Genomic DNA, 21,022 nt, shown 5'->3' on the forward strand with positions numbered 1-21,022 from the left:
CATGGGGGCCGCCCACCACGATGACCGGCCGCCCCTGGAAGGGGCGGAACGCCGGCTCATCACCTTCTCCCTCTCTCTGGCGGTGTTCATGCAGGTGCTCGACACCACCATCGCTAACGTCGCCGTGCCCACCTTGGCCGGCGATCTGGGGGTGAGTGCCTCCCAGGGCACCTGGGTGATCACCTCCTTTGGCGTCGCCAACGCCATCGCCCTGCCGCTGACCGGCTGGCTGGCGCGGCGCTTCGGCGAGGTGCGCATGTTCACCCTGGCGACCCTGGCCTTCGTCGCCGCCTCGCTGCTGTGCGGCTTTTCCCAGAGCCTGGAATTCCTCATCTTCGCCCGGGTGTTGCAGGGGTTAGCCGCCGGGCCCATGTTCCCCCTGGCCCAGAGCCTCATGCTCGGCGCCTACCCGCCCCACCAGCGTGGCATGGCCATGGCCATCTCGATGATGGTGGCGGTGGTCGGGCCGATCGCCGGTCCCCTGCTCGGTGGCTGGATCACCGATAGCTTCCACTGGTCCTGGATCTTCTTCATCAACGTGCCCGTCGGCATCCTGGCCGTGGCCCTGTCCTGGCCGGTGCTGAAAGCCCGGGAAAGCCGCACCGCCCAGGTGCCTATCGACCGCATCGGCCTGGCCCTGCTGGTGATCGGCGTCGGCGCCCTGCAGCTGATGCTCGACAAGGGAAACGAGCTGGACTGGTTCGAATCCCCCGAGGTGATCGTTCTGGGCGTGATTGCCGCCCTGGGCCTGGCGCTGCTGGTGGTGTGGGAGCTGACCGACGAACACCCGGTGGTGGACCTGCGCCTGTTCGGCGAAGCCAACTTCGCCTTCGGCACCCTGGCCATCAGCCTCGGCTACATGACCTTCATGGGCGGGGTGGTGCTGTTCCCCCTGTGGTTGCAGACCACCCTGGGCTACACCGCCACCTGGGCCGGGATCGTGTCGGCACCCATCGGCGTGCTGCCGGTGATCCTGGCGCCCCTGATCGGCAAGAACATGGCTCGCCTAAACCTGCGCTGGGTGGTGACCCTGGCCTTTGCCGTATTCGCCTTCACCTTCTGGTGGCAGAGCCACCTGACGCCGGGCGTCGATCCCTGGCACCTGGCCCAGCCGCGCTTCGTCCAGGGCATTGCCCTGGCCTGCTTCTTCGCGCCGCTCACCACCATCATTGTCTCCCGGGTGCCGCCCGGCCACATGGCCTCGGCCATGGGCCTGGCCACCTTCCTGCGGGTGCTGGGGGGCAGCTTCGGCACCTCGCTGACGGTGGCCTACTGGGATCACAAGACGGCGGTACACCACTCGGAACTGGCCGAGCGCATGACCATCGCCAACGATCCCTTCAACAGTGCCCTGGCCGGTCTGCAAAGCCTGGGCATGAATGCAACCCAGGCTCTCGGCACGGTGGAGCGCCTGCTCAACCAGCAGGCAGTGACCAAGGCCACCCTGGATGCCTTCACCCTGGCGGCGCTGATGTTCGTCGGCTTGTCGCTGCTGGTCTGGCTGACCAAGCCGGTGAAGGCGGTGGGAGCGCCTCCGCCGATGGAATGAGAGAGCTGTACGGTTTTCGTTCTTGCCTCTCCCGTTGGCCCGCGTGGAAATTGCCGTTCCGCCGGGCCAACGGCGTTATTGCTCTCGTTATTTGTCAGGTTGTCTGCTAAGTTGCGATTAGGACAAAAAGTCACGCATTGCGACATTTTGTCTCGGACACTTTGTCCAGTAGTACCTATGATTCCGGCATCCGACTGATTTGTCGGTCTTTTGCCGGGGCGTGGTGGGCGGCACGGTTGTTGCAGTTGAGTGACTGTTTCATTCGTTGTTTACGACCCAAAAGGAGGGGAAATGCAACTCTCAAGGCGCCAGTTCTTCAAGGTCTGCGCCGCGGGTGTGAGCGGATCCTCCATGGCCGTGCTGGGCTTTTCGCCCACCGCCGCCGTGGCTGAGACCCGCCACTTCAAACTCGCCCGGACCACGGAGGTCCGCAACACCTGTCCGTATTGCTCGGTGGGTTGCGGCATCATCTTGTACAGCTTGGGGGATCGGGCCAAGAACGCCCACGCCGAGCTGATCCACATCGAAGGGGACCCGGATCACCCGGTGAACCGCGGCACCCTGTGCCCCAAGGGGGCCGGCCTGCTCGACTTCGTCAAGAGCAAGAACCGCCTGAAGTTCCCCGAAGTGCGCGAGGCCGGTTCCGATCAGTGGAAGCGCATCTCCTGGGACGAAGCGTTCACCCGCATCGCCAAGCTGATGAAGGCCGACCGGGATGCCAACTTCGTCGCCAAGACCGCTGACGGCTTGACCGTCAACCGCTGGCTGACCACCGGTTTCCTCGCCGCCTCCGCCTCCAGCAACGAATCCGGCTACCTGACCCACAAAGTGGTCCGTAGCCTGGGGATGCTCGCGTTCGACAATCAGGCTCGCGTTTGACACGGCCCCACGGTGGCAAGTCTTGCCCCGACGTTTGGCCGCGGCGCGATGACCAATCATTGGACGGACATCAAGAACGCTGACGTTGTGCTCATCATGGGCGGCAACGCCGCCGAGGCGCACCCCTGCGGTTTCAAGTGGGTGGTGGAAGCCAAGCAGCACAACAAAGCCAAGCTGGTGGTGGTGGACCCGCGCTTCAACCGCTCGGCGTCCCAGGCGGATTTCTACGCCCCCATCCGCACCGGCACCGACATCGCCTTCCTGGGCGGCGTCATCAACTATCTGATCGCCAACGACAAGATTCACCACGAATACGTCAAGTCGTACACCGACATGACCTTCATCGTGCGTGAGGACTACGCCTTCGAGAACGGCATCTTCTCCGGCTACGACGAGGCGAAGCGCAAGTACGACAAGAGCTCCTGGGAATACGAGATCGGCAAGGACGGCTACGTCGCCACCGACCCGACCCTCCAGCACCCGCGCTGCGTCTTCAACCTGATGAAGGCCCATTACTCCCGCTACACGCCGGAGATGGTGGAAAAGATCTGCGGCACGCCGAAGGACAAGTTCCTCAAGGTGTGCGAGATGATCAGTTCCACCTCGGCGCCGAACCGGGTGATGACCATCATGTACGCCCTGGGTTGGACCCAGCACTCCACCGGCTCCCAGATGATCCGGACCGGTGCCATGGTGCAACTGCTGCTGGGCAACATCGGCAAGGCGGGCGGCGGCATGAACGCCCTGCGCGGTCACTCCAACATCCAGGGCCTGACCGACCTGGGGCTGCTCTCCAACCTGCTGCCGGGCTACATGACCCTGGCCGGCGAGAAGGAGCAGGACTTCCAGGCCTACCTCAATGCCCGCACGCAGAAGCAGATGCGCCCGGGGCAGCTGAGCTACTGGCAGAACTTCCCCAAGTTCCTCGTCAGCAACCTCAAGGCCTGGTACGGCAACGCGGCGACCAAGGAAAACAACTACGCCTACGACTACCTGCCCAAGCTGGACAAGACCTACGACGTGCTGCAGGTCATGGAGCTGATGCACCAGGGCAAGATGACCGGCTACGTCGCCCAGGGCTTCAACCCCCTGGCCTCGTTCCCGAACAAGGCCAAGGTGGGCGCTGCCCTGGCCAAGCTCAAGTTCCTGGTAATCATCGACCCGTTGGCCACCGATACCTCCGAGTTCTGGAAGAACTACGGCGAGTTCAACAACGTGAACAGCGCCGAGATCCAGACCGAGGTGTTCCGCCTGCCCTCTACGTGTTTTGCCGAGGAAGACGGGTCCATCACCAACTCGGGCCGCTGGCTGCAGTGGCACTGGAAGGGCGCCGAGCCTCCGGGTGAAGCGCGTACCGACCAGGAAATCATGGCCGGCCTGTTCCTCAAGCTGAAGGAGATGTACAAGAAGGACGGCGGCGCTTTCCCCGACCCGATCCTCAACCTCACCTGGGGCTACAAGATTCCGGATTCCCCCAGCCCCGAGGAGTTGGCCAAGGAGTACAACGGCAAGGCGCTGACCGATCTGCTCGATCCCAAGGACTCGACCAAGGTGATCAAGAAGGCCGGCGAGTTGCTCGATGGCTTCGCCCAGTTGCGCGATGACGGCTCCACCGCCTGCGGTTGCTGGATCTTCTCCGGCGCCTGGACGGAAAAGGGCAACATGATGGCCCGCCGCGATAACTCCGATCCGTGGGGTAATGGCCAGACCCTCAACTGGTCCTTCGCCTGGCCGGCCAACCGTCGCATCATCTACAACCGCGCCTCCGCCGACCCCTCCGGCAAGCCCTTCGATCCGAAGCGCAAGCAGGTGTGGTGGGACGGCACCAAGTGGACCGGCTCCGACGTGCCCGACTTCAAGGTCGACTCGGCCCCCGAAGACGGCATGGGTCCCTTCATCATGAACCCCGAGGGCGTGGCCCGCTTCTTCGCCCGGGGCGGCATGAACGAAGGCCCGTTCCCCGAGCACTACGAGCCGTTCGAGTCGCCCCTCGAGGTGAACCTGATGCACCCGAACAACCCCAAGGCCCGCAACAATCCGGCTGCCCGGGTGTTCAAGGGCGACATGGAAGCGTTCGGCAAGGCCAAGGAGTTCCCCTACCCGGCGACCACCTACCGTCTCACCGAGCACTTCCACTACTGGACCAAGCAGGTGGAGTCCAACGCCGTGATCCAGCCGGAACAATTCGTCGAAATCGGCGAGGGCCTGGCCAAGGAGAAGGGCATCGTGGCCGGCGACCGCGTCAAGGTCAGCTCCAACCGCGGCTACATCAAGGCCGTGGCGGTGGTGACCAAGCGCATCATGCCGATCACGGTGGACGGCAAGACCGTGCATCAGGTGGGCATTCCCATCCACTGGGGCTTCAAGGGGGTGGCCAAGAACGGCTACATCGCCAACACCCTGACCCCGTTCGTGGGCGATGCCAACAGCCAGACGCCGGAATTCAAGTCGTTCCTGGTGAACGTCGAGAAGATCTGAGGAGACCGCCATGCCTTTGCAATCACTAGACATCGCGGCCCGTTCGGCGACCACCACACCGCCGCCCGGCATCCGCAAGACCCTCGAAGTCGCCAAGCTCATCGACGTCACCAAGTGCATCGGCTGCAAGGCCTGCCAAGTGGCGTGCATGCAGTGGAACGACATCCGTGACGAAGTGGGTGAGAACCACGGCACCTACGACAACCCCCGGGACCTCACCGCAAAATCCTGGACGGTGATGCGCTACAGCGAGGTCGAATCGCAGGAACGGGGCCTCGAGTGGCTGATCCGCAAGGACGGCTGCATGCACTGCGAGGACCCGGGCTGCCTCAAGGCCTGCCCGTCCCCCGGTGCCATCATCAAGTACGCCAACGGCATCGTCGATATGCAGCAGGAAAACTGCATCGGCTGCGGCTACTGCATCACCGGTTGCCCGTTCAACGTGCCGCGCATCTCCGAAAAGGACAACAAGGCGTACAAGTGCACCCTGTGTTCCGATCGGGTGGCGGTGGGCCTGGAGCCGGCCTGCGTCAAGGTCTGCCCCACCGGCTGTATTTCCTTCGGGTCCAAGGAGGACATGAAGGACATCGCCGAGGAGCGGGTGGTCGAGCTCAAGGAACGGGGCTACGGTAACGCCGGGTTGTACGACCCGCAAGGTGTGGGCGGCACCCACGTGATGTACGTGCTGCACCACGCCGACAAGCCGGAGCTGTACAACAACCTGCCGCCCGACCCGGCCATCAGCCCGATGGTTTCCCTGTGGAAGGGGGTCACCAAGCCCCTCGCCACCCTGGGCCTGGCCGCCGTGGCGATCGGTAGCCTCTTCCACTACGTCACCAAGGGCCCCAACGAGGTGTCCAAGGAAACGGAGAAGGAAGTCGAGAAGGAACTGGAAGAGGAGGGCAAGCAATGAAGCGCGATCCCAACGACCTGCAGCGTTACACCGCCTCCGAGCGGGCCAACCACTGGGTGGTGGGGATCAGCTTCATCCTGATCGCCCTGTCCGGCCTGGCGCTGTTCCACCCGGCCTTCTGGCCCCTGTCCATGCTGTTCGGCGGCGGCGTGTGGACCCGCATCATCCACCCCTTCCTCGGGGTGCTGATGGTGGTGTCCTTCGCCGCCATGGCGGTGCGCTTCTGGAAGCTCAACGTCATGACCCCGACCGATTGGGAGTGGCTCAAGCGGGCCAAGGAAATGGTCAACGGCGACGACCACAACATGCCGATCATGGGTAAGTACAACGGCGGTCAGAAGATGCTTTTCTGGGCGCTGGTGGTCTGCATGGCGCTGTTGTTCGTCTCCGGCATCCTGATCTGGCGCGCCTACTTCTCCGGGTTCTTCCCCGTGGGCGTGGTGCGTCTCGGGGCCGTGGTGCACGCGGCGGTGGCGGCGGTGATGATCGCCCTCATCTTCGTCCACGTGTATGCCGCCATCTGGGTCAAAGGCACCATCCGGGCCATGTGGTACGGTACCGTGACCCGCCCCTGGGCCAAGCAGCACCACCGTGCCTGGTACAAGGAAATGACCGGCAAGTAAGCCGCGCCGGTCGTGCCGCCTGCCGCCGGGGTTCCGCTGGCAGGCGGTTGTTTTTCCACCACGGCGCGGAGCTTCCGCGCCGTGGTGTTTTCCGACGATAACGATAGCGATCCCCGACACTCCGCCATGACTGCCCCGATCATCCCCATCAAGTCCGTTCTCTCGGCGGAAGAAATCGCCGCCCAGGGGGCGCCGGTCCCCGATACCCTGCGCCTGCCCGCTGCCGATCTGTTCGTCGCGCGGGCCGCTCGCCTCAAGTCCCTGGCCAATGGTCATGCCATGGCCGAATTCCTCAATTTCTGCGCCGGCCTGATCGATGCCCAGCAACAGGCCCTGGCTGCCCTGACCCCGGCGGCTCGCCCCGACGAGGCGCGCATCGCCCTGTGCCGCAGTCACGACATGCCCCTGCTCGACGCCCAGGGCGGCGAGCTGGATGCATCGCCGAACGGCGTCTTCGGCCAGGCCCTGGCGACCCTGCTCAAGGCTGCCCAAGGTTTCGCCCCGGCGCCGGCCCGGGACATCATCGCCCGTCTGCAGGCCCTGCCCGCCGATCAGGTGGCCAAGGAAGCTCGCCTGATCCTCAAGGCCGAATCCGGTTTCGACACCGGTTACGCCCCCTTCCTTGGCGCCGCCTTGCAGGTGGACTGGACCCATCGCGCCCTGGCCCTGACCAAGGGCGATGTGTTCGTGCGCGAAGAGGGCAGCCTGTGTCCGGTGTGCGGCAGCCACCCGGTCGCCTCCGTCGTGCGCATCGGCGAAGGCGGTCACGGCGTGCGCTACGCAGTATGCGGCCTGTGCGCCAGCGAGTGGCACGTCACCCGCATCAAGTGCGTGCCCTGCATGAACACCAAGGGCATCGCCTATTCCGCCCTGGAAGGCGAGGGCGCCGAGCGCTTCAAGGCCGTCCAGGTGGAAACCTGCGACGAGTGCAAGTCGGCCCTGAAGCTGGTGTCCCTGGAAAAAGACCACAACGCCGAGCCCTTCGCCGACGACCTGGCCACCCTCATGCTCGACATGCTGGTGGACGACGCCGGCTATCATCGTGCCGGGCGCAACCTGTTCTACTTCGCGCCCTGATTTTTTCATCTTCCTTTCCACTTTCCCTTTAAGGATTCCCCCATGACGTCCATGGTCCATGGCCGTGGGGAAGGGCAGCCGGCGGCGGACAACGCTTCCGCCGCCGCCGCCCTCCGCGCCCTGCCTTCCACCGACCAGCTGCTGGCCGCCGCCGACGATCTCCTCGAGGCCCACGGCCGCCAGGAAACCACCGCGGCCCTACGCGCCGCCCTGGAATCCGCCCGGGAGCGCATCCGGGCCGGCGCCGCTGTTGCCGTCACCTCTGCCGAACTCCTCGCCGAAGCCCGGGGCCGCCTGGTCGCCCGGGCCACGCCCCACCTGCGCCCGGTGTTCAACCTCACCGGCACGGTGCTGCACACCAACCTGGGCCGGGCCCTCTTTCCCGAGTCGGCCATCGCCGCCCTGACCGAGGCCCTGATCCACCCCGCCGCCCTGGAGTACGACCTGGCCAGCGGTGGTCGTGGCGACCGGGACGACCTGGTCAATCCGCTCATCCAGGAACTCACCGGTGCCGAGGCGGTGACGGTGGTCAACAACAACGCCGCCGCCGTGCTGCTGCTGCTCAACACCCTGGCCAAAGGCAAGGAAGTGATCGTCTCCCGGGGCGAGCTGGTGGAGATCGGCGGCGCCTTCCGCGTGCCGGACATCATGAAGCGGGCCGGCGCCAAGCTGATCGAGGTGGGCACCACCAACCGCACCCACCTGGCCGACTACGAGGCGGCGATCACGCCGCGCACCGGCCTGATCATGAAGATCCACACCAGCAACTACGCCGTGGTGGGCTTCACCAAGAGCGTCGGCACTTTGGAGCTGGCCGCCCTGGCCCACCGCCACGGCCTGCCCTTCGCCGAGGACCTGGGCAGCGGCGCCCTGACCGACATGACCCGCCTGGGCCTGCCCAAGGAGCCCCTGCCGCAAGAAGCCCTGGCCGACGGCGCCGACCTGGTCACCTTCTCCGGCGACAAGCTGCTCGGCGGCCCCCAGGCCGGCCTGATCGTCGGCCGCCGCGACCTGGTGGCCAAGATCAAGAAAAACCCCCTCAAGCGCTGCCTGCGCGTCGGCAAGCTGACCCTGGCGGCCCTGGAATCGGTGCTGCGCCTGTACCGGGATCCGGACCGGCTCACCGCCACCCTGCCCACCCTGCGTCTGCTCGCCCGCCCCGCCGCCGACATCCGCGCCCAGGCCGAGCGCTTGCGCGCTGCCCTGGCCCCTGCCCTGGAAGGCGCATGGATGCTTGATCTGCGCGATACCGCCTCCCAGATCGGCTCCGGCTCCTTGCCGGTGGAGCGCCTGCCGTCCACCGCCCTGGTGATCGCTCCGGCCGAGAAGAAAGGTGCCGGCGGCCGCCTCAAACGCTTCGAAGCCGCCTTGCGCGGCCTGCCCCAGCCGGTCGTCGGCCGCCTCCAGGACGATGCCCTGTGGCTTGACCTGCGCTGTTTGCGTCCGGAGGACGAGGCCCGCTTCGTCGCACAATTCATCGCGCAATTCGCCCCAGGAAAGTAACCCGCCATGCTGATCGGCACCGCCGGCCACATCGACCACGGCAAGACCACCCTGATCCGTGCCCTGACCGGCGTCGACACCGACCGGCTGCCCGAGGAAAAACGCCGCGGCATCTCCATCCAGCTCGGCTACGCCTACCTGCCGGACGGGGCGGCGGGGGAGGGGGCTGGTACAGGTAGCGCCGCCGACTTCGGCTTCATCGATGTGCCGGGCCACGAGAAATTTATCCCCACCATGCTCGCCGGCGCCGCAGGCATTGACCTGGCCCTGCTGGTGGTGGCCGCCGATGACGGGGTGATGCCCCAGACCCGGGAGCACCTGGCCATCCTCACCCTGCTCGGCATCGCCCAGGGCGGCGTTGCCATCACCAAGTGCGACCGGGCGGACGCTGCCCGCATCGCCCAGGTGGAGCGAGAGGTGGCCGCCCTGCTGGCGGGCACGCCCCTGGCCGGCTCGCCCTGCTTCCCGGTGGCCGCCGCCAACGGCCCGGCCGACCCGGGCGTGGCGACCCTCAAGACCTGGCTGCTGGCCCAAGGTGGCGATACCGGCGCGGCGCGGGACAAGGTGGATGGCCGGGGCTTTCGCCTCGCCATCGACCGCAGCTTCGCCCTGGCCGGCGCCGGCACCGTGGTCACCGGCACCGCCTTCGCCGGCCGGGTGCAGGTCGGCGACAAGCTCACCGTGTTCGCCCCGGAGCGAGGGGTGGCGGCAACGGTGCGGGTGCGCAGCCTGCATGCCAACAACCGGCCGGCCGACGCCGGCCATGCCGGCCAGCGCCTGGCTCTGGCCCTGGTGGGCATCGACCACGGCGCCGTGGAACGGGGCGACTGGCTGGTGGCGGACTTCCTCGCCCGCCCCGCCGAGCGCACCCGGGTGGACGTGCGGCTCTCCCTGCTCGCCGACGCCCCCCGGCCCCTGACCCACTGGAGTGCGGTGCATCTGCACCATGGCGCCGCCCAAGTCACCGCCCGGGTGGCCCTGCTCAACGAAACCGGTACCCTGGCGCCCGGCGATTCCGGTTACGCCCAGTTGGTGCTCGACCGGCCCCTGGCGGTGTGTCACGGCGACCGGCTGGTGCTGCGCGACGGCGCCGCCCAAGCCACCCTGGCCGGGGCGGTGGCCCTGGACCCCTTTGGCCCGGCGCGGCGGCGCAAGAGCCCGGAGCGCCTGGCCCTGCTTGCCACCCTGGAAGTCGCCGATCCGCAGCGGCGCCTGCACGCCTTGATCGATGCGGCCCCCTGGGGCGTGGATTTGGCCGAACTGGCCTGCGCCCACAACCTGGCCGCTGCCGCCCACGTGCCGTCCGACCTGGCCTTGCCGCCCGGCGCCGTGCTGGCGCCCCGCGCCGGACGGGTCTTTTCCGCGACCCGCTGGCAGGCGTTGCAGGACGTGGTGGCGGCCCGCCTGGCCGCGCACCACGAGGCCTTTGCCGATGAAGTGGGGGTGGAGCGGGAGCGCCTGCGCCGCATGGCCTTGCCCCAGCTGGCATCGACGGCCTTCTTCGACCTGCTCGAAGCGCTGCGCGATGCGGGCCGCATTGTCCTTTCCGGGGCCGCCTGGCACCTGCCCGAACATACGGTGGAGCTGGATGCCCGGGAACGCCTGCGGGCCGAAAAGCTGCTGCCCTGGCTACGGGACGAACCCTTCGACCCGCCCTGGGTGCGCGACATTGCCCAACGCCTGGGCGAACCGGAAAGCGAAACCCGGCGGCTCCTCAAGAAGCTGGCGGCCCGGGGTGAGGCCTACCAGGTGGTGAAAGACCTGTTCTATGCGCCCGAGGCCCTGAGCCGCCTGGTGGCGATCGTCGCCAGCCTGGCCGGTGCGGGGGAAGAGGGCAGTGAACCGGGCCGGCTCGGGCTGGTCAAGGCCGCCGATTTCCGCGATGCCACGGGGCTCGGCCGCAAGCGAGCGATCCAGATCCTCGAATATTTCGACCGGGTGGGCTATACCCGGCGCATCGGTAGTGGCGCCGCCCAGGCCCATGGGCTTCGGGGCGAGCCGCCGGTCAGGTAGAATCCGCCCACCCGAGGCCGGCTGCAGCGGCGCCGGGGCGTTGTTTGTGTGTTTCTCGTCAGTGCGGAAGGGCGGCGTTCCCCGGTGGGGCGGCCGGTCTTCAAAACCGGAGGGGGCCGTCAGTCGGTCCCCGGTGGGTTCGACTCCCATTCCCTTCCGCCAGTCCCCCGCCGTAATAATCCGTGCCGGGAGGCAAGGAGGCCGTGATGAGTAAAACCGCGCTGAATATCCACGAGGCTGCCCAGGTGCTGGTCCAGGCGGCATTCTCGACCCACGATGCGGAAGTCGCGCTGGCCCAGGCGATCGAGCACGGGGAGTTGCACGCCAACGTCAAGCGCTGGGCGTCGGAACAGTGGGCCGGTAAGCAATTGCCGGGCAACATCGTCCCCGTGGAAACCTTCATCGAGCGAACCGACTTGAACGCCTGGTTGGCCGCCAAAGGATTGGGCGTCCGCGCCGATTGACGGCGCGACCCTGCAGAGGCCGCACCCGTAGCCGTAGGCCTATTGTCCGCACCGACGCCGGTCTGGCGGGCCCCGCGCGGGCGTAGGCGACGTGGCCGCTCCAGGGCTGCATTTCCTGGCTTTTGCCGGCCAGCCTGCCGGGGATGCTTTGCCTATCACTTGTCCACTACCACCCCAGATGCGCGTGCTAGCTCCCGCTTGAGATGAAACTCCCGCTCGAACGACTCATTCTCTCGGCCTTCGCCATCGGCTTCGCGGTGTTCGTTGCCGCGGCCTGGTTGGCGATCAAGGACGGGCGCGCCTACCTGGAGAGCGAGCAGCGCATCTTGCGCATCAACGAAACCCTGCTGGCCTTGGAGCAAGTGCTGGGCAACCTGCGCGATGCCGAAACCGGCCAGCGCGGCTACCTGCTGACCGGTGAGGCCGGTTACCTGGAGCCCTATTTTCGTGCCAATCGGCGCCAGGATCAGTTGCTCGCTTACTTGCGCGAGCGACTCGACGACGACCCCCAGTGGGCACCCCTGCTCGACGAAATGGAAACCCTGCGTCGGGAGAAGATGACCGAGCTGGCCTTCACTATCCACTTGCGCAACACCAAGGGCCTGGAGGCGGCCATGCGCGTGGTGGATAGTGGCCAGGGCAAGGAAACCATGGACCGGCTGCGGGTGGTCATCGATTTGCCCTACCACACCAAGCAGGACGAATTGCGCCAGGAAGTGGCCGACAGCAAGGAGCGGGCGCGCCAGTCACGCTTCAGCCTGATGTTCTTCGGCGGTATCACCCTGCTCGGCCTGATCGGCACCTACTGGGCGGTGGCCGAGGATATCCGGGGCAAGCGCCTGCTGCGCGAGCGGCTTGCCCATGAGGCCACCCACGATGCGCTCACCGGGCTGCCCAATCGCCGCTATTTCATGGACTGGCTGACCCGCCTGGTGGCCCAGGCAGAGCGGCGCGGCCGGCCGGTGGCCCTGCTGTTCATCGACCTGGACGGTTTCAAGAGCGTGAACGACCGCTTCGGCCACGAGGTCGGCGATGCCCTGCTCCAGGAGGTGGCCAATCGCTTCCAGCGCCTGGTGCGGGAAAGCGATGTGCTGGCACGCTTGGCCGGCGACGAATTCGCCGTGTTGATGCCCGAAGTGGCTTCCCCATCGGATGCGGAGCACCTGGCCCGGCGCCTGATCGCTGGACTCGATCCGGCCGCCAACCGGCCGTTGCTGCGGGCCCAGCCCGAAGCCTCGGTCGGCGCCAGCATCGGTATCGCCCTGGCCAGCGGCGGTAATCCGGATATGCTGGTGGCCGAGGCCGACGAGGCCATGTACGCGGCCAAGGCGGCCGGCAAGAACTGCTTCCGCCTGGCGCCGCCCCGGCCGGTTGCGGCCGCTGCCGCCACCCTGCCCGACGCCTGATTGTTGAGGCGTTGCGGCGTTTTTCTGTCCCTTCCCGAATCCTGCAACCCATGTCCGAACTGCGCGGCTGCTCCTTCCCCGACGACCTGCTCTACTGGCCGGAAAACCACCTGTGGTTTCGCCGCGACGGTGACGGCCTGCTGACCGTCGGCATCACACCCCTGGGCCTGGCCCTGTCCGGCGAGATCATCCTGTACTCGCCCAAGCCCCTGGGGGTGGAGCTGGATCCGGGGCGTTCCTTCGCCCTGCTCGAAGCGGGTAAGACCGTTTTTCCGATCAAGACGCCCCTGACGGTGCGCATGGCGGCGGCCAACCCGGCTCTCGATCCCGTCGCCACACCACTGAACAAGGACCCCTACGGCGTCTGGCTGGCCCGTCTTGCCCCACTCAAATGGGACGAGGAGCAGGGCGCCCTGCATCCCTTTCCTGCCGCCCGAGCCGAATTCGAACGGATCATGGACGTGTATGCCTTTAGCGATCCGGCCAGCTTCACGCCGCCCCTGACCCTGGAGCACCTGCGTGACTACTGAGGCAAGCGCACCGCCCCTGGCCACCCGCCTGGCGATCCTGGTCTGGGGGGCCGACCCCGAGGCGCCGCAGCGCTGCGCCACCCCCTTCTATTTCGCTGCCACGGCGGCGGCCTTCGACGCCGAGGTGGAGATGTACTTCACCGCCCGGGCCGTGGAGCTGCTGCGCGCCGGCGTGGCCGAAACCCTTCGGGCGGCCGAAGGCGACGCCAACGCCGCGGGCAAGACGGTTGCCCACTTCCTGCGCGAGGCCGCGGCCCTGGGCGTGAAAATGTTCGCCTGCCCCACGGCCATGGCCGCCCAGGGACTGCCCGCCGCCGAACTGCGCCGCGAAGTCACCGGCCAGGCGGGGGCGGCGGCCTACATCGGCCGCACCCTGGATCCGGCCTGGCGGACATTGACCTTCTAGCAACAGGGATGGGGTTGCCGGTCAAAATTGGCCATCGTACCGATGCGGTGGGGCGGCGAGCTGGGGTATAGTCCGCACATAACTCAACCTTTGGCGATACTCTCGGGAGAACGGTCATGACTTTTGTCGTCACCGACAACTGCATCAAGTGCAAATACACCGACTGCGTGGATGTCTGTCCTGTCGATTGCTTCCACGAAGGCCCCAACTTCCTGGTGATCGACCCGGACGAGTGCATCGACTGCTCGATCTGCGTGCCCGAGTGCCCGGCCGAGGCCATCTACGCCGAGGACGACGTGCCCCAGGCCCAGATCCAGTTCATCGCCCTCAACGCCGAGCTGGCCAAGCAGTGGCCGGTGCTGGCCGAGAAGAAGGATTCCCTGCCCGACGCCGACGACTGGAACGGCACCCCGGATAAGCTCAAGCACCTGGAGCGCTGACCGCTTGACCCTGCGCGATACCGCTCCCACGCTCCACACCCTGCCGCCCGGCCCGGACTTTCTGGACCGGGCGGCGGTCTTTGTGCTGGACGCCTTTGCCGCCGCCGGCTGCGATCCCGGCCAGGGCTGGGTGATCGCCCCCAACCTGCATCTGGCCGGGGAACTGCGCCGGGCCATTGCCCGGGCCGCCGGGCGCCCCATCCTGCTGCCGCGTTGCGACACCCTGGTGCGCCTGGCCGCCGCCCAGCCCTTGCCGCCGGGCTGCCCCGATCCCCTGCCGGATTCTGCCCGCCTGCTGCTGCTGCGCCAGGCCCTGGCCGGCCGGCCCTGGTTTCACGACCGGGCCCTGTGGCACGTCGCCGCCGAACTGCTCAACCTGTTCGACGAACTGACCGCCCACGCGGTGCGCCTGCCTGGCAGCGCCGAGGATTTTGTTGCCCGCCTGGAAGCCGCCTACCGCCTCACCGCCAGCCAGCCCCTGGCCATGGAAGCCCGCCTGGTGCACGAGCTGTGGCGGGTGCTGAGCGACGATCCCCGTCCCGACAGTGCCGCCGCCCATGCCCTGCGCCTGGGCGCCCTGGCCGAATCCGCCAACCGCCCCCTGGTGGTGGTGTGCGAACGTCCCTGGGAAGGCGCCGAGGCCGAGTTCCTCGCCGCCTATGCTCGCCATGCGCCCCTCACCGTGATCCACCCAGCGGAACGGGCTGCCGTGGCCGCGCCCCTACCCCGGGTTCTCGCCGCCGCCTGGCCGGCGGCCCGGAACGGCGATGGTGCCGGCGAACGGTCCGTGCCACCCCTGGCCGAACGGGCCCGGGCTGTGGCGGCGGAGCTGGCGGCCGCATCGGGCGTGGTCACGGCCGCCAGCCAGGCGGAACCGGAGGTCGACACGGCGGCAACCCCGTCGCCCGCTGCAGCTTCCCGCCCCTCCGATGCTCCTCTGTCCGACCGGCTCGCCCTGATCCCCGCCCGGGGCCGGGAAGCCGAGGCCCGGGCCGCTACCGCCCAGGTGCTGGCCTGGCTGGGGGAGGGCCGTACCCGCCTGGCCCTGATCGCCCAGGACCGTCTCACCGCCCGCCGGGTGCGCGCCCTGCTGGAGCGCTACGGCGTGCGCGTCGCCGACGAGACCGGCTGGAAACTCTCCACGGCCCGGGCCGCCACCCTCACCGACAGTCTGCTCGAAGTGGCCCTTGGCCAGGCCGGGCGTCACCGCAGCGAGGCCGGTGGCGGGCAGGGCGGCGCCTACCACCGGGACGTCCTCGACCTGGCCAAGTCGCCCTTTGCCCTGGCCGACTGGCCGGCCGGCCGCCGCGAGGCCGCCGCCACCGCCTTGGAAAAGGCCGTCGCCCGAGCCAACGTGCGCACGGGCCTGGACCGCTTCCGCCGCGCCCTGGCCCAGGAGGCGGAACGCCTCGGCCGGGAAGGGGCTGCGCCGGCCCCTTCCGCCGAGGAGCAGGCCCTGGCAGCCGCCCAGGATCTGCTCGCCCGCATCGAGGAGGCGATCAACCGCCTCGGCCGCCGCGCCGCGCCCCTGCCCGAATGGATCGGCCGTCTGACCTGGGCCCTGGAAGGGTTGGCCGCCCTGGAACCGTTGTCCGGCGACGCCGCTGGCGAAGCCCTGTTGACCCTGCTTGCCACCCGGGCCGAGGAACTGGCCGGGGAGACCCTGCCGTTCACCCTGGCCGACTTCCGCCAATGGCTCGACCGGGAATGCGAGGCCGAGACCTTCCGCGACCGCACCATCGTCAGCCCGGTGGTCATGACCCACCTGGCCGCCGCTTTGCTGCGCCCCTTCGACGGCGCCCTGATTCTCGGCGGCGATGCCGAACAACTGGCACCGCCCCGGCCCGAATCGGCCTATTTCAACCAGACGGTGCGCCGCGAATTGGGTTTGCCCGCCCCGGACGGCGCCGCCCGGCTGGAGGCCGATCTGTCCCTTTTGATCGCCACCGTGCCCCGGGTGACCGTGACTTGGCAGGAGGAGCGGGACGGCGAGGCCCGCCTGCTTGCGCCGCCCCTGGACCGCCTCTCCCTGCTGCACCGCCTGGCCTGGGGCGACGACCTGAAGCGCTCGCCCCTGGGGCTGCCCGAGGCGCCGCCCCCGGCCACGTTGGCCGACCTGCCCCTGGTTCCCTTGCCAGCACCCCTGGCCCAGGCCGCCCCGGTGCTTACCCCGGGCGACCTGCCCGAGGCGCTGACGGTAAGCGCCCTGGCCGACCTGGTGGCCTGCCCCTACCGCTTCTTCGCCCGCCGCGTGCTACGCCTCGGCGAGGCCGACGAGGTGGCCGAAGGCCTGGACAAGGCCGGCTATGGCGAATTGATCCACGGTGTGCTGGAACGCTTCCACGGCGCCCATCCGGTCATTGCCGCCCTGGCGCCAGAAGCGGCCCTGGCCGAACTCCAGGCGGCGGTGGACGAAGCCTTCCGCCCGGTGGTGGGCGACCACTACCTGTCGATCGCCTGGCGCCTGCGCTGGGAGGCCCGCCTCACCGCCTATTTGGACTGGCAGCGGCAGCGGGAAGCCGCCGGTTGGCGCTGGCAGGCCGGCGAACAGGCCTTCGCCCGGGCGCTGCCCCTGGCCGACGGCGGCGTGGTGACCCTGAAGGGGCGCATCGACCGTATCGACGTGCACCCGGACGAAGGCACCGCCCTGTTCGACTACAAGCTGAAGCGCATCGACGCCCTGAAGAAGGCCTTGCCCGAGGACGTGCAGCTGCCCGCCTATGGCTGGATGGCCGCCGAGGGCCTGGCGGCCCAGGGGCTGGCCGAGGTCGGCCAGGCGGCCTACGTGGCCCTGGACGACGCCAGCGTCGGCCAGGTGTCGGTGGAGGGCGACCCCGCCGCTGCCGGCCTGGCCCAGGCCGAGCGCTTGGCACGGGCCTATGCCGACATGCGCGCCGGCACGCCGCTGCCCGCCCACGGCAGCCTCAACGCCTGCGCCTGGTGCGAGGCCGCCGGGCTGTGCCGCACCCCGCACCGGGAGTAAGGGCCTGACTTCGGCGCCGACGCGCACCCTCGCTTGCTCCCCGTCTTCTGCCCAGACCTGCCCTGCCAACTCCCCTTGCTTCCCGTCCATTTCCCTTTTTTGCCGCGCCCCCGCCCATGACCACCGACGATCTGATCCGCCAAGCTCTCGATCCGCGCCGTTCAGTGGTGGTGGAAGCCTGCGCCGGCAGTGGCAAGACCTGGCTGCTCGCCTCGCGCATCCTGCGTCTGCTGTTGGCCGGGGTGGCGCCCTCCGAGATCCTGGCCATCACCTTCACCCGCAAGGCCGCCCGGGAGATCGAGGAACGGGTGCGCGGCTGGCTGCGCGACATGGCGGTGGCCGACGACGCGACCCTGGCCCGCTTCCTGGCTGAGCGGGCGGTGCCCATTCCCGCGGCCGACCAGCAGCAGGCCCAGGCCGATGCCCTGCTCAGCCGCGCCCGGGGCCTCTACGAGGCGGTGCTGGCCGCCGAGCCGGGGCTGTCGGTGCATACTTTTCACGGCTGGTTCCTGCAATTGGCCGCCAGCGCGCCGCTGACCGCCGGCTGCGCCGGCGTCTCCCTGGCGGACGCCCCAGCCCGGCTGCTGGCCGAGGTCTGGGAAGCCTTCGCCGAAGAGCAAGGGGCGGCCCCGGATACCCCGGTGGCCCAGGCCTTCCTGCGCCTCCTGGCCGAACAGGGGGGGGAGGGGGCTTACGCCCTGATGGCCGATCTGGCGGGCCGCCGCGCCGAGTGGATGACCCTGGTGGGCGAGGATGAGGACGAGTCGCTGGCGGAGGGTGACCCCGACGGCGGGGCGCCCCTGGCGGCTGAGCGGGCGCTCACCGCCCTGCTGCCGGCCCTGAATCTGGATCAGCCGCCAGCACCGGACGATGCCTATGCCGCCCTGTTTGCCCCGGGCTGGAATCTGGAGTGGCAGGCTCTGCTCGGTGCCCTGGAAGCGGGGACGGCCAAGGAACAGGACCAGGCGGCGGTATTGCGCCAGGCCCTGGAAGAATGCGACCCGGCGCGCCGCTTCGAGCTGCTCTGCGCCATGAGCCTGACCAAGGAAGGAGCGCCTCTGGCGCGCAAACCCAGCGCCGCATCGGCCAAGCGCCTGGGCAGCGAGGCGGCGGCCGAGGCCTTCGTCGCTCGTCATTACCGCCTGTGCGAGGACTTGCTCGCCTGCCGTGCCCGGCTGGCCAACGCTGCCTGCTACGCCTTCAACAGCGACGTGGCCCTGGTCGGCGCCGCCTTCCTCGACGCCCTGGAGCGGCACAAGGCTGCCCGGGGGGTGATCGACTTCGTCGATGCCGAATGGCGTGTGGCCAAACTGCTCGCCGACGACACCCAGGCCGCCTTCCTCCAGGCGCGCCTGGACGCCCGCTACCGCCACATCCTGCTCGACGAGTTCCAGGACACCAACCCGCTGCAATGGGCCATCCTGCGCGGCTGGCTGGCGGCCTATCCGGAAGGGGAGGTGGCGCCCCAGGTATTCCTGGTGGGGGACCCGAAGCAGTCGATCTACCGCTTCCGCCGCGCCGAGCCACGCCTCTTCGCCGCCGCCGCCGATTTCCTCGAACAGCACTTCCATGCCGTCCGCCTGGCCCAGGACCGCACCCGGCGCAACGCCCCGGCTATCATCGCCGGGGTCAATGCCCTGTTTGCCGCCGAGCCCCTGTTCACCCCCTTCCGCGACCAGGAATCCCTGGCCGGCGCCCTGCCCGGACGTATCGAGCTGCTGCCCCTGGTAGCTGACGAGGCTGCAGAGGCTGAGGGGGGCGAGCAGGGCGGTGAAGGCGTGGGGAGCGCCGCGAATGCGACGGCCGGAGCTCCGCCCCTGCGCGACCCGCTGCGTCAGCCCGAGGAGTTGGTCGAGGATTCCCGCCGCGAGCGCGAGGCACGGCTGCTGGCCGCCACCATCGCCCAGGCGGCGGGCCGCTGGGCGGTCTACCCCCAGGGCGCCGGCGGTCCGGTGCGGTCGGCCCGTTACGGCGACTTCCTCATCCTGTCCCGCACCCGGCGGGGTTTTGCCCCGGTGGAAGCGGCCCTGCGCGCCGCCGGCATCCCCTATGTGGCCGCCTCCCGGGGCGGTCTGCTCGGCACCCTGGAAGCCCGGGACCTGGCGGCCCTGATCGCTTTTCTGGTGCTGCCCGCCGACGACCTGGCCCTGGCCCAGGTGCTGCGCTCGCCGTTGTTCGACTTTTCCGACGCCGACCTGCTGGCGGTGAGCCGGACCGGAGGCGGCCCCTGGTGGCTGCGCTTGAAGCGACTGGTCCAGGGCGAGGCGGGGGATGTGCCGGGGGACGCCGGGCGGGATGGACGGGAGGAAAGCGCCCCCGCCGATGCTGCCGCCCTGCCGCGCCGCCGTCGCGCTGTGGTCCTGCTCGGCCGCTGGCGTCGTGCCGCCCTGGAACTGCCCGCCCACGACTTGCTCGACCGGATCTTCCACGAAGGGGAAGTGTTGACTCGCTACCGGGCTTGCGTCGGTGAGGCGGCCTACGGCGCCGTCGCCGCCAACCTCCAGGCGGTGCTGCAGCTGGCCCTGGACCAGGGCGGCGGCCGCTACCCGAGTCTCCCCCGTTTTCTCGACGCCCTGCGCGAACTGGCCGAGGCCGATCCAGAAGAGGCCCCGGACGAGGGCGAGCTGGACGAGGCCAACGGCACCGGCAACACCGGCACTGACGGCGGCCGGGTACGCCTGCTCACGGTGCACGCCGCCAAGGGCCTGGAAGCGCCCTTCGTCTGGCTGGTGGACGCCAACGCCCCTGGGGGCGGCCGCGCCAATTCCGCCGGCTGGGCGGTGGAATGGCCGCCGGAAGCCGAGGCCCCGGCCTGGCTGGCGGCCTGGCGCAGCGACGACCGCAAGCATTCGGCCCTGACCGCCTGGTTCGACCAGGAAAAGGCCCTGGCTGAGCGGGAGGCCCTCAACCTGCTCTACGTCGCCATCACCCGGGCCAAGCAGGGCTTCTTCGCCAGCGGCATCGTGCCCAAGCGGACGGTGAACGCGCCCACCCCCTACAGTCGCATCGAAGGTGCCCTACGCCGTCTCGGCGCCCTGGCGGAAGAGGCAGAGGCCGGGCAGGGGGCTGCCTACGGCGCCGCGCTGGACGGGGACTTCGCAACCCCATCCCCGGAACCCCGCGCCCCTATTGGCTCTCCGGGCAGCCCCCTTGAAGATGCCCGTCCTGCCTTGCTCTCCACGGTGCCCCTTCCTGCCGCCCCCATCGGTGAGCGGCGCGCCGAGCAGGGTGAGGCCGAGCGTTACGGCACGGCCCTGCATGCCGCCCTGGAGGCCCTCTCCGACGGCCTGCCCCTGCCCCAGTCGGCCGATCCGTTGTTGGCCCGGGCCTACGCCGCCGGGGCCAAGCTGTTTGCCCACCCGGATCTGGCCCCCTTCTTCGACCCGGCCCGCTACAAGCGCGCCTGGAACGAGCTGGAGATGGGCCTGCCCGACGGTTCGGTATTGCGCGCCGACCGGGTGGTGGAAACCAGCGATACGGTGTGGGTGGTGGATTACAAGTCAGGCACGGCGGATACGCCCCGGCTGGCCGATTACCGAGCCCAGGTGCGCGGCTACTGCTCTACCCTGGCAGCCCTGTTTCCCCTGCCGGTGCGCGGTGCCCTGATCTTTGCCGATGCAACGGTGGTGGAGGTCTGAGCGCCGCGGTGCGACGGGTGTGATTTTTCTGGCGTGCGTCAGCGTGGCGGGGGCAGAATTACTCTTCCCCAAAATGGGGTGATGCTCTACCATCCCGGCATCAAATTTTTAGCAACGGAT

Annotated in this window: 14 protein-coding genes and 1 tRNA gene; all 15 read left to right on the forward strand. The window is 68.7% G+C overall.

The window, feature by feature from the left end; translation table 11 throughout:
- Nucleotide 1 precedes the first annotated feature (1 nt).
- The 15 genes from OTERR_RS05085 to OTERR_RS05155 all read left to right on the forward strand — a co-directional run bounded on the left by OTERR_RS05085 (nt 2) and on the right by OTERR_RS05155 (nt 20,902).
- On the forward strand, nt 2-1,549 hold the full coding sequence (locus OTERR_RS05085; protein WP_149425054.1) for a DHA2 family efflux MFS transporter permease subunit: 1,548 nt from the start codon (nt 2-4) through the stop codon (nt 1,547-1,549).
- A 291-nt stretch (nt 1,550-1,840) separates the two neighbouring features.
- Complete coding sequence (gene fdnG / locus OTERR_RS05090; RefSeq protein WP_149425055.1) at nt 1,841-4,906, forward strand: formate dehydrogenase-N subunit alpha; 3,066 nt, start codon at nt 1,841-1,843, stop codon at nt 4,904-4,906.
- 10 nt (nt 4,907-4,916) lie between these two features.
- Entirely contained in the window at nt 4,917-5,819 is a 903-nt protein-coding gene (gene fdxH / locus OTERR_RS05095) for a formate dehydrogenase subunit beta (protein WP_054622330.1), read from the forward strand.
- Entirely contained in the window at nt 5,816-6,442 is a 627-nt protein-coding gene (locus OTERR_RS05100) for a formate dehydrogenase subunit gamma (protein ID WP_054622331.1), read from the forward strand. The genes fdxH and OTERR_RS05100 overlap by 4 nt, the downstream gene beginning before the upstream one ends.
- 126 nt (nt 6,443-6,568) lie before the next feature.
- Nucleotides 6,569-7,519, forward strand: a complete 951-nt coding sequence (gene fdhE / locus OTERR_RS05105; protein ID WP_149425056.1) for a formate dehydrogenase accessory protein FdhE — start codon at nt 6,569-6,571, stop codon at nt 7,517-7,519.
- Between the two features lie 42 nt (nt 7,520-7,561).
- The gene (gene selA, locus OTERR_RS05110) at nt 7,562-9,022 is read left to right on the forward strand and encodes an L-seryl-tRNA(Sec) selenium transferase (RefSeq protein ID WP_246154339.1); all 1,461 of its coding nucleotides are present in this window, start codon (nt 7,562-7,564) and stop codon (nt 9,020-9,022) included.
- Nucleotides 9,023-9,028: 6 nt separating this feature from the next.
- A complete protein-coding gene (gene selB, locus OTERR_RS05115; protein ID WP_149425057.1) occupies nt 9,029-11,035 on the forward strand; it encodes a selenocysteine-specific translation elongation factor in 2,007 nt (668 codons plus the stop codon).
- A 65-nt stretch (nt 11,036-11,100) separates the two neighbouring features.
- Nucleotides 11,101-11,197 (forward strand) — tRNA-Sec (locus tag OTERR_RS05120).
- A gap of 44 nt (nt 11,198-11,241) precedes the next feature.
- On the forward strand, nt 11,242-11,499 hold the full coding sequence (locus tag OTERR_RS05125; RefSeq protein WP_054622334.1) for a hypothetical protein: 258 nt from the start codon (nt 11,242-11,244) through the stop codon (nt 11,497-11,499).
- A 203-nt stretch (nt 11,500-11,702) separates the two neighbouring features.
- Entirely contained in the window at nt 11,703-12,905 is a 1,203-nt protein-coding gene (locus OTERR_RS05130; RefSeq protein ID WP_149425058.1) for a diguanylate cyclase domain-containing protein, read from the forward strand.
- A gap of 50 nt (nt 12,906-12,955) precedes the next feature.
- Nucleotides 12,956-13,435, forward strand: coding sequence for a biotin/lipoyl attachment domain-containing protein (locus tag OTERR_RS05135; protein WP_149425059.1), 480 nt, complete (start codon nt 12,956-12,958; stop codon nt 13,433-13,435).
- The gene (locus tag OTERR_RS05140) at nt 13,425-13,841 is read left to right on the forward strand and encodes a DsrE family protein (RefSeq protein WP_054622337.1); all 417 of its coding nucleotides are present in this window, start codon (nt 13,425-13,427) and stop codon (nt 13,839-13,841) included. Before OTERR_RS05135 ends, OTERR_RS05140 begins: the two co-directional genes overlap by 11 nt.
- A gap of 116 nt (nt 13,842-13,957) precedes the next feature.
- Nucleotides 13,958-14,281 carry a ferredoxin FdxA gene (gene fdxA / locus OTERR_RS05145; RefSeq protein ID WP_054622338.1) on the forward strand — a complete coding sequence of 108 codons (324 nt, stop codon included), beginning with the start codon at nt 13,958-13,960 and terminating at the stop codon, nt 14,279-14,281.
- Nucleotides 14,282-14,285: 4 nt separating this feature from the next.
- Nucleotides 14,286-17,264 carry a PD-(D/E)XK nuclease family protein gene (locus OTERR_RS05150; protein WP_246154342.1) on the forward strand — a complete coding sequence of 993 codons (2,979 nt, stop codon included), beginning with the start codon at nt 14,286-14,288 and terminating at the stop codon, nt 17,262-17,264.
- Between the two features lie 116 nt (nt 17,265-17,380).
- Entirely contained in the window at nt 17,381-20,902 is a 3,522-nt protein-coding gene (locus OTERR_RS05155) for a UvrD-helicase domain-containing protein (protein WP_149425060.1), read from the forward strand.
- Nucleotides 20,903-21,022: the final 120 nt, after the last annotated feature.

Origin of the sequence: Oryzomicrobium terrae (genome assembly GCF_008274805.1) — a bacterium.
GTDB lineage: Bacteria > Pseudomonadota > Gammaproteobacteria > Burkholderiales > Rhodocyclaceae > Oryzomicrobium > Oryzomicrobium terrae.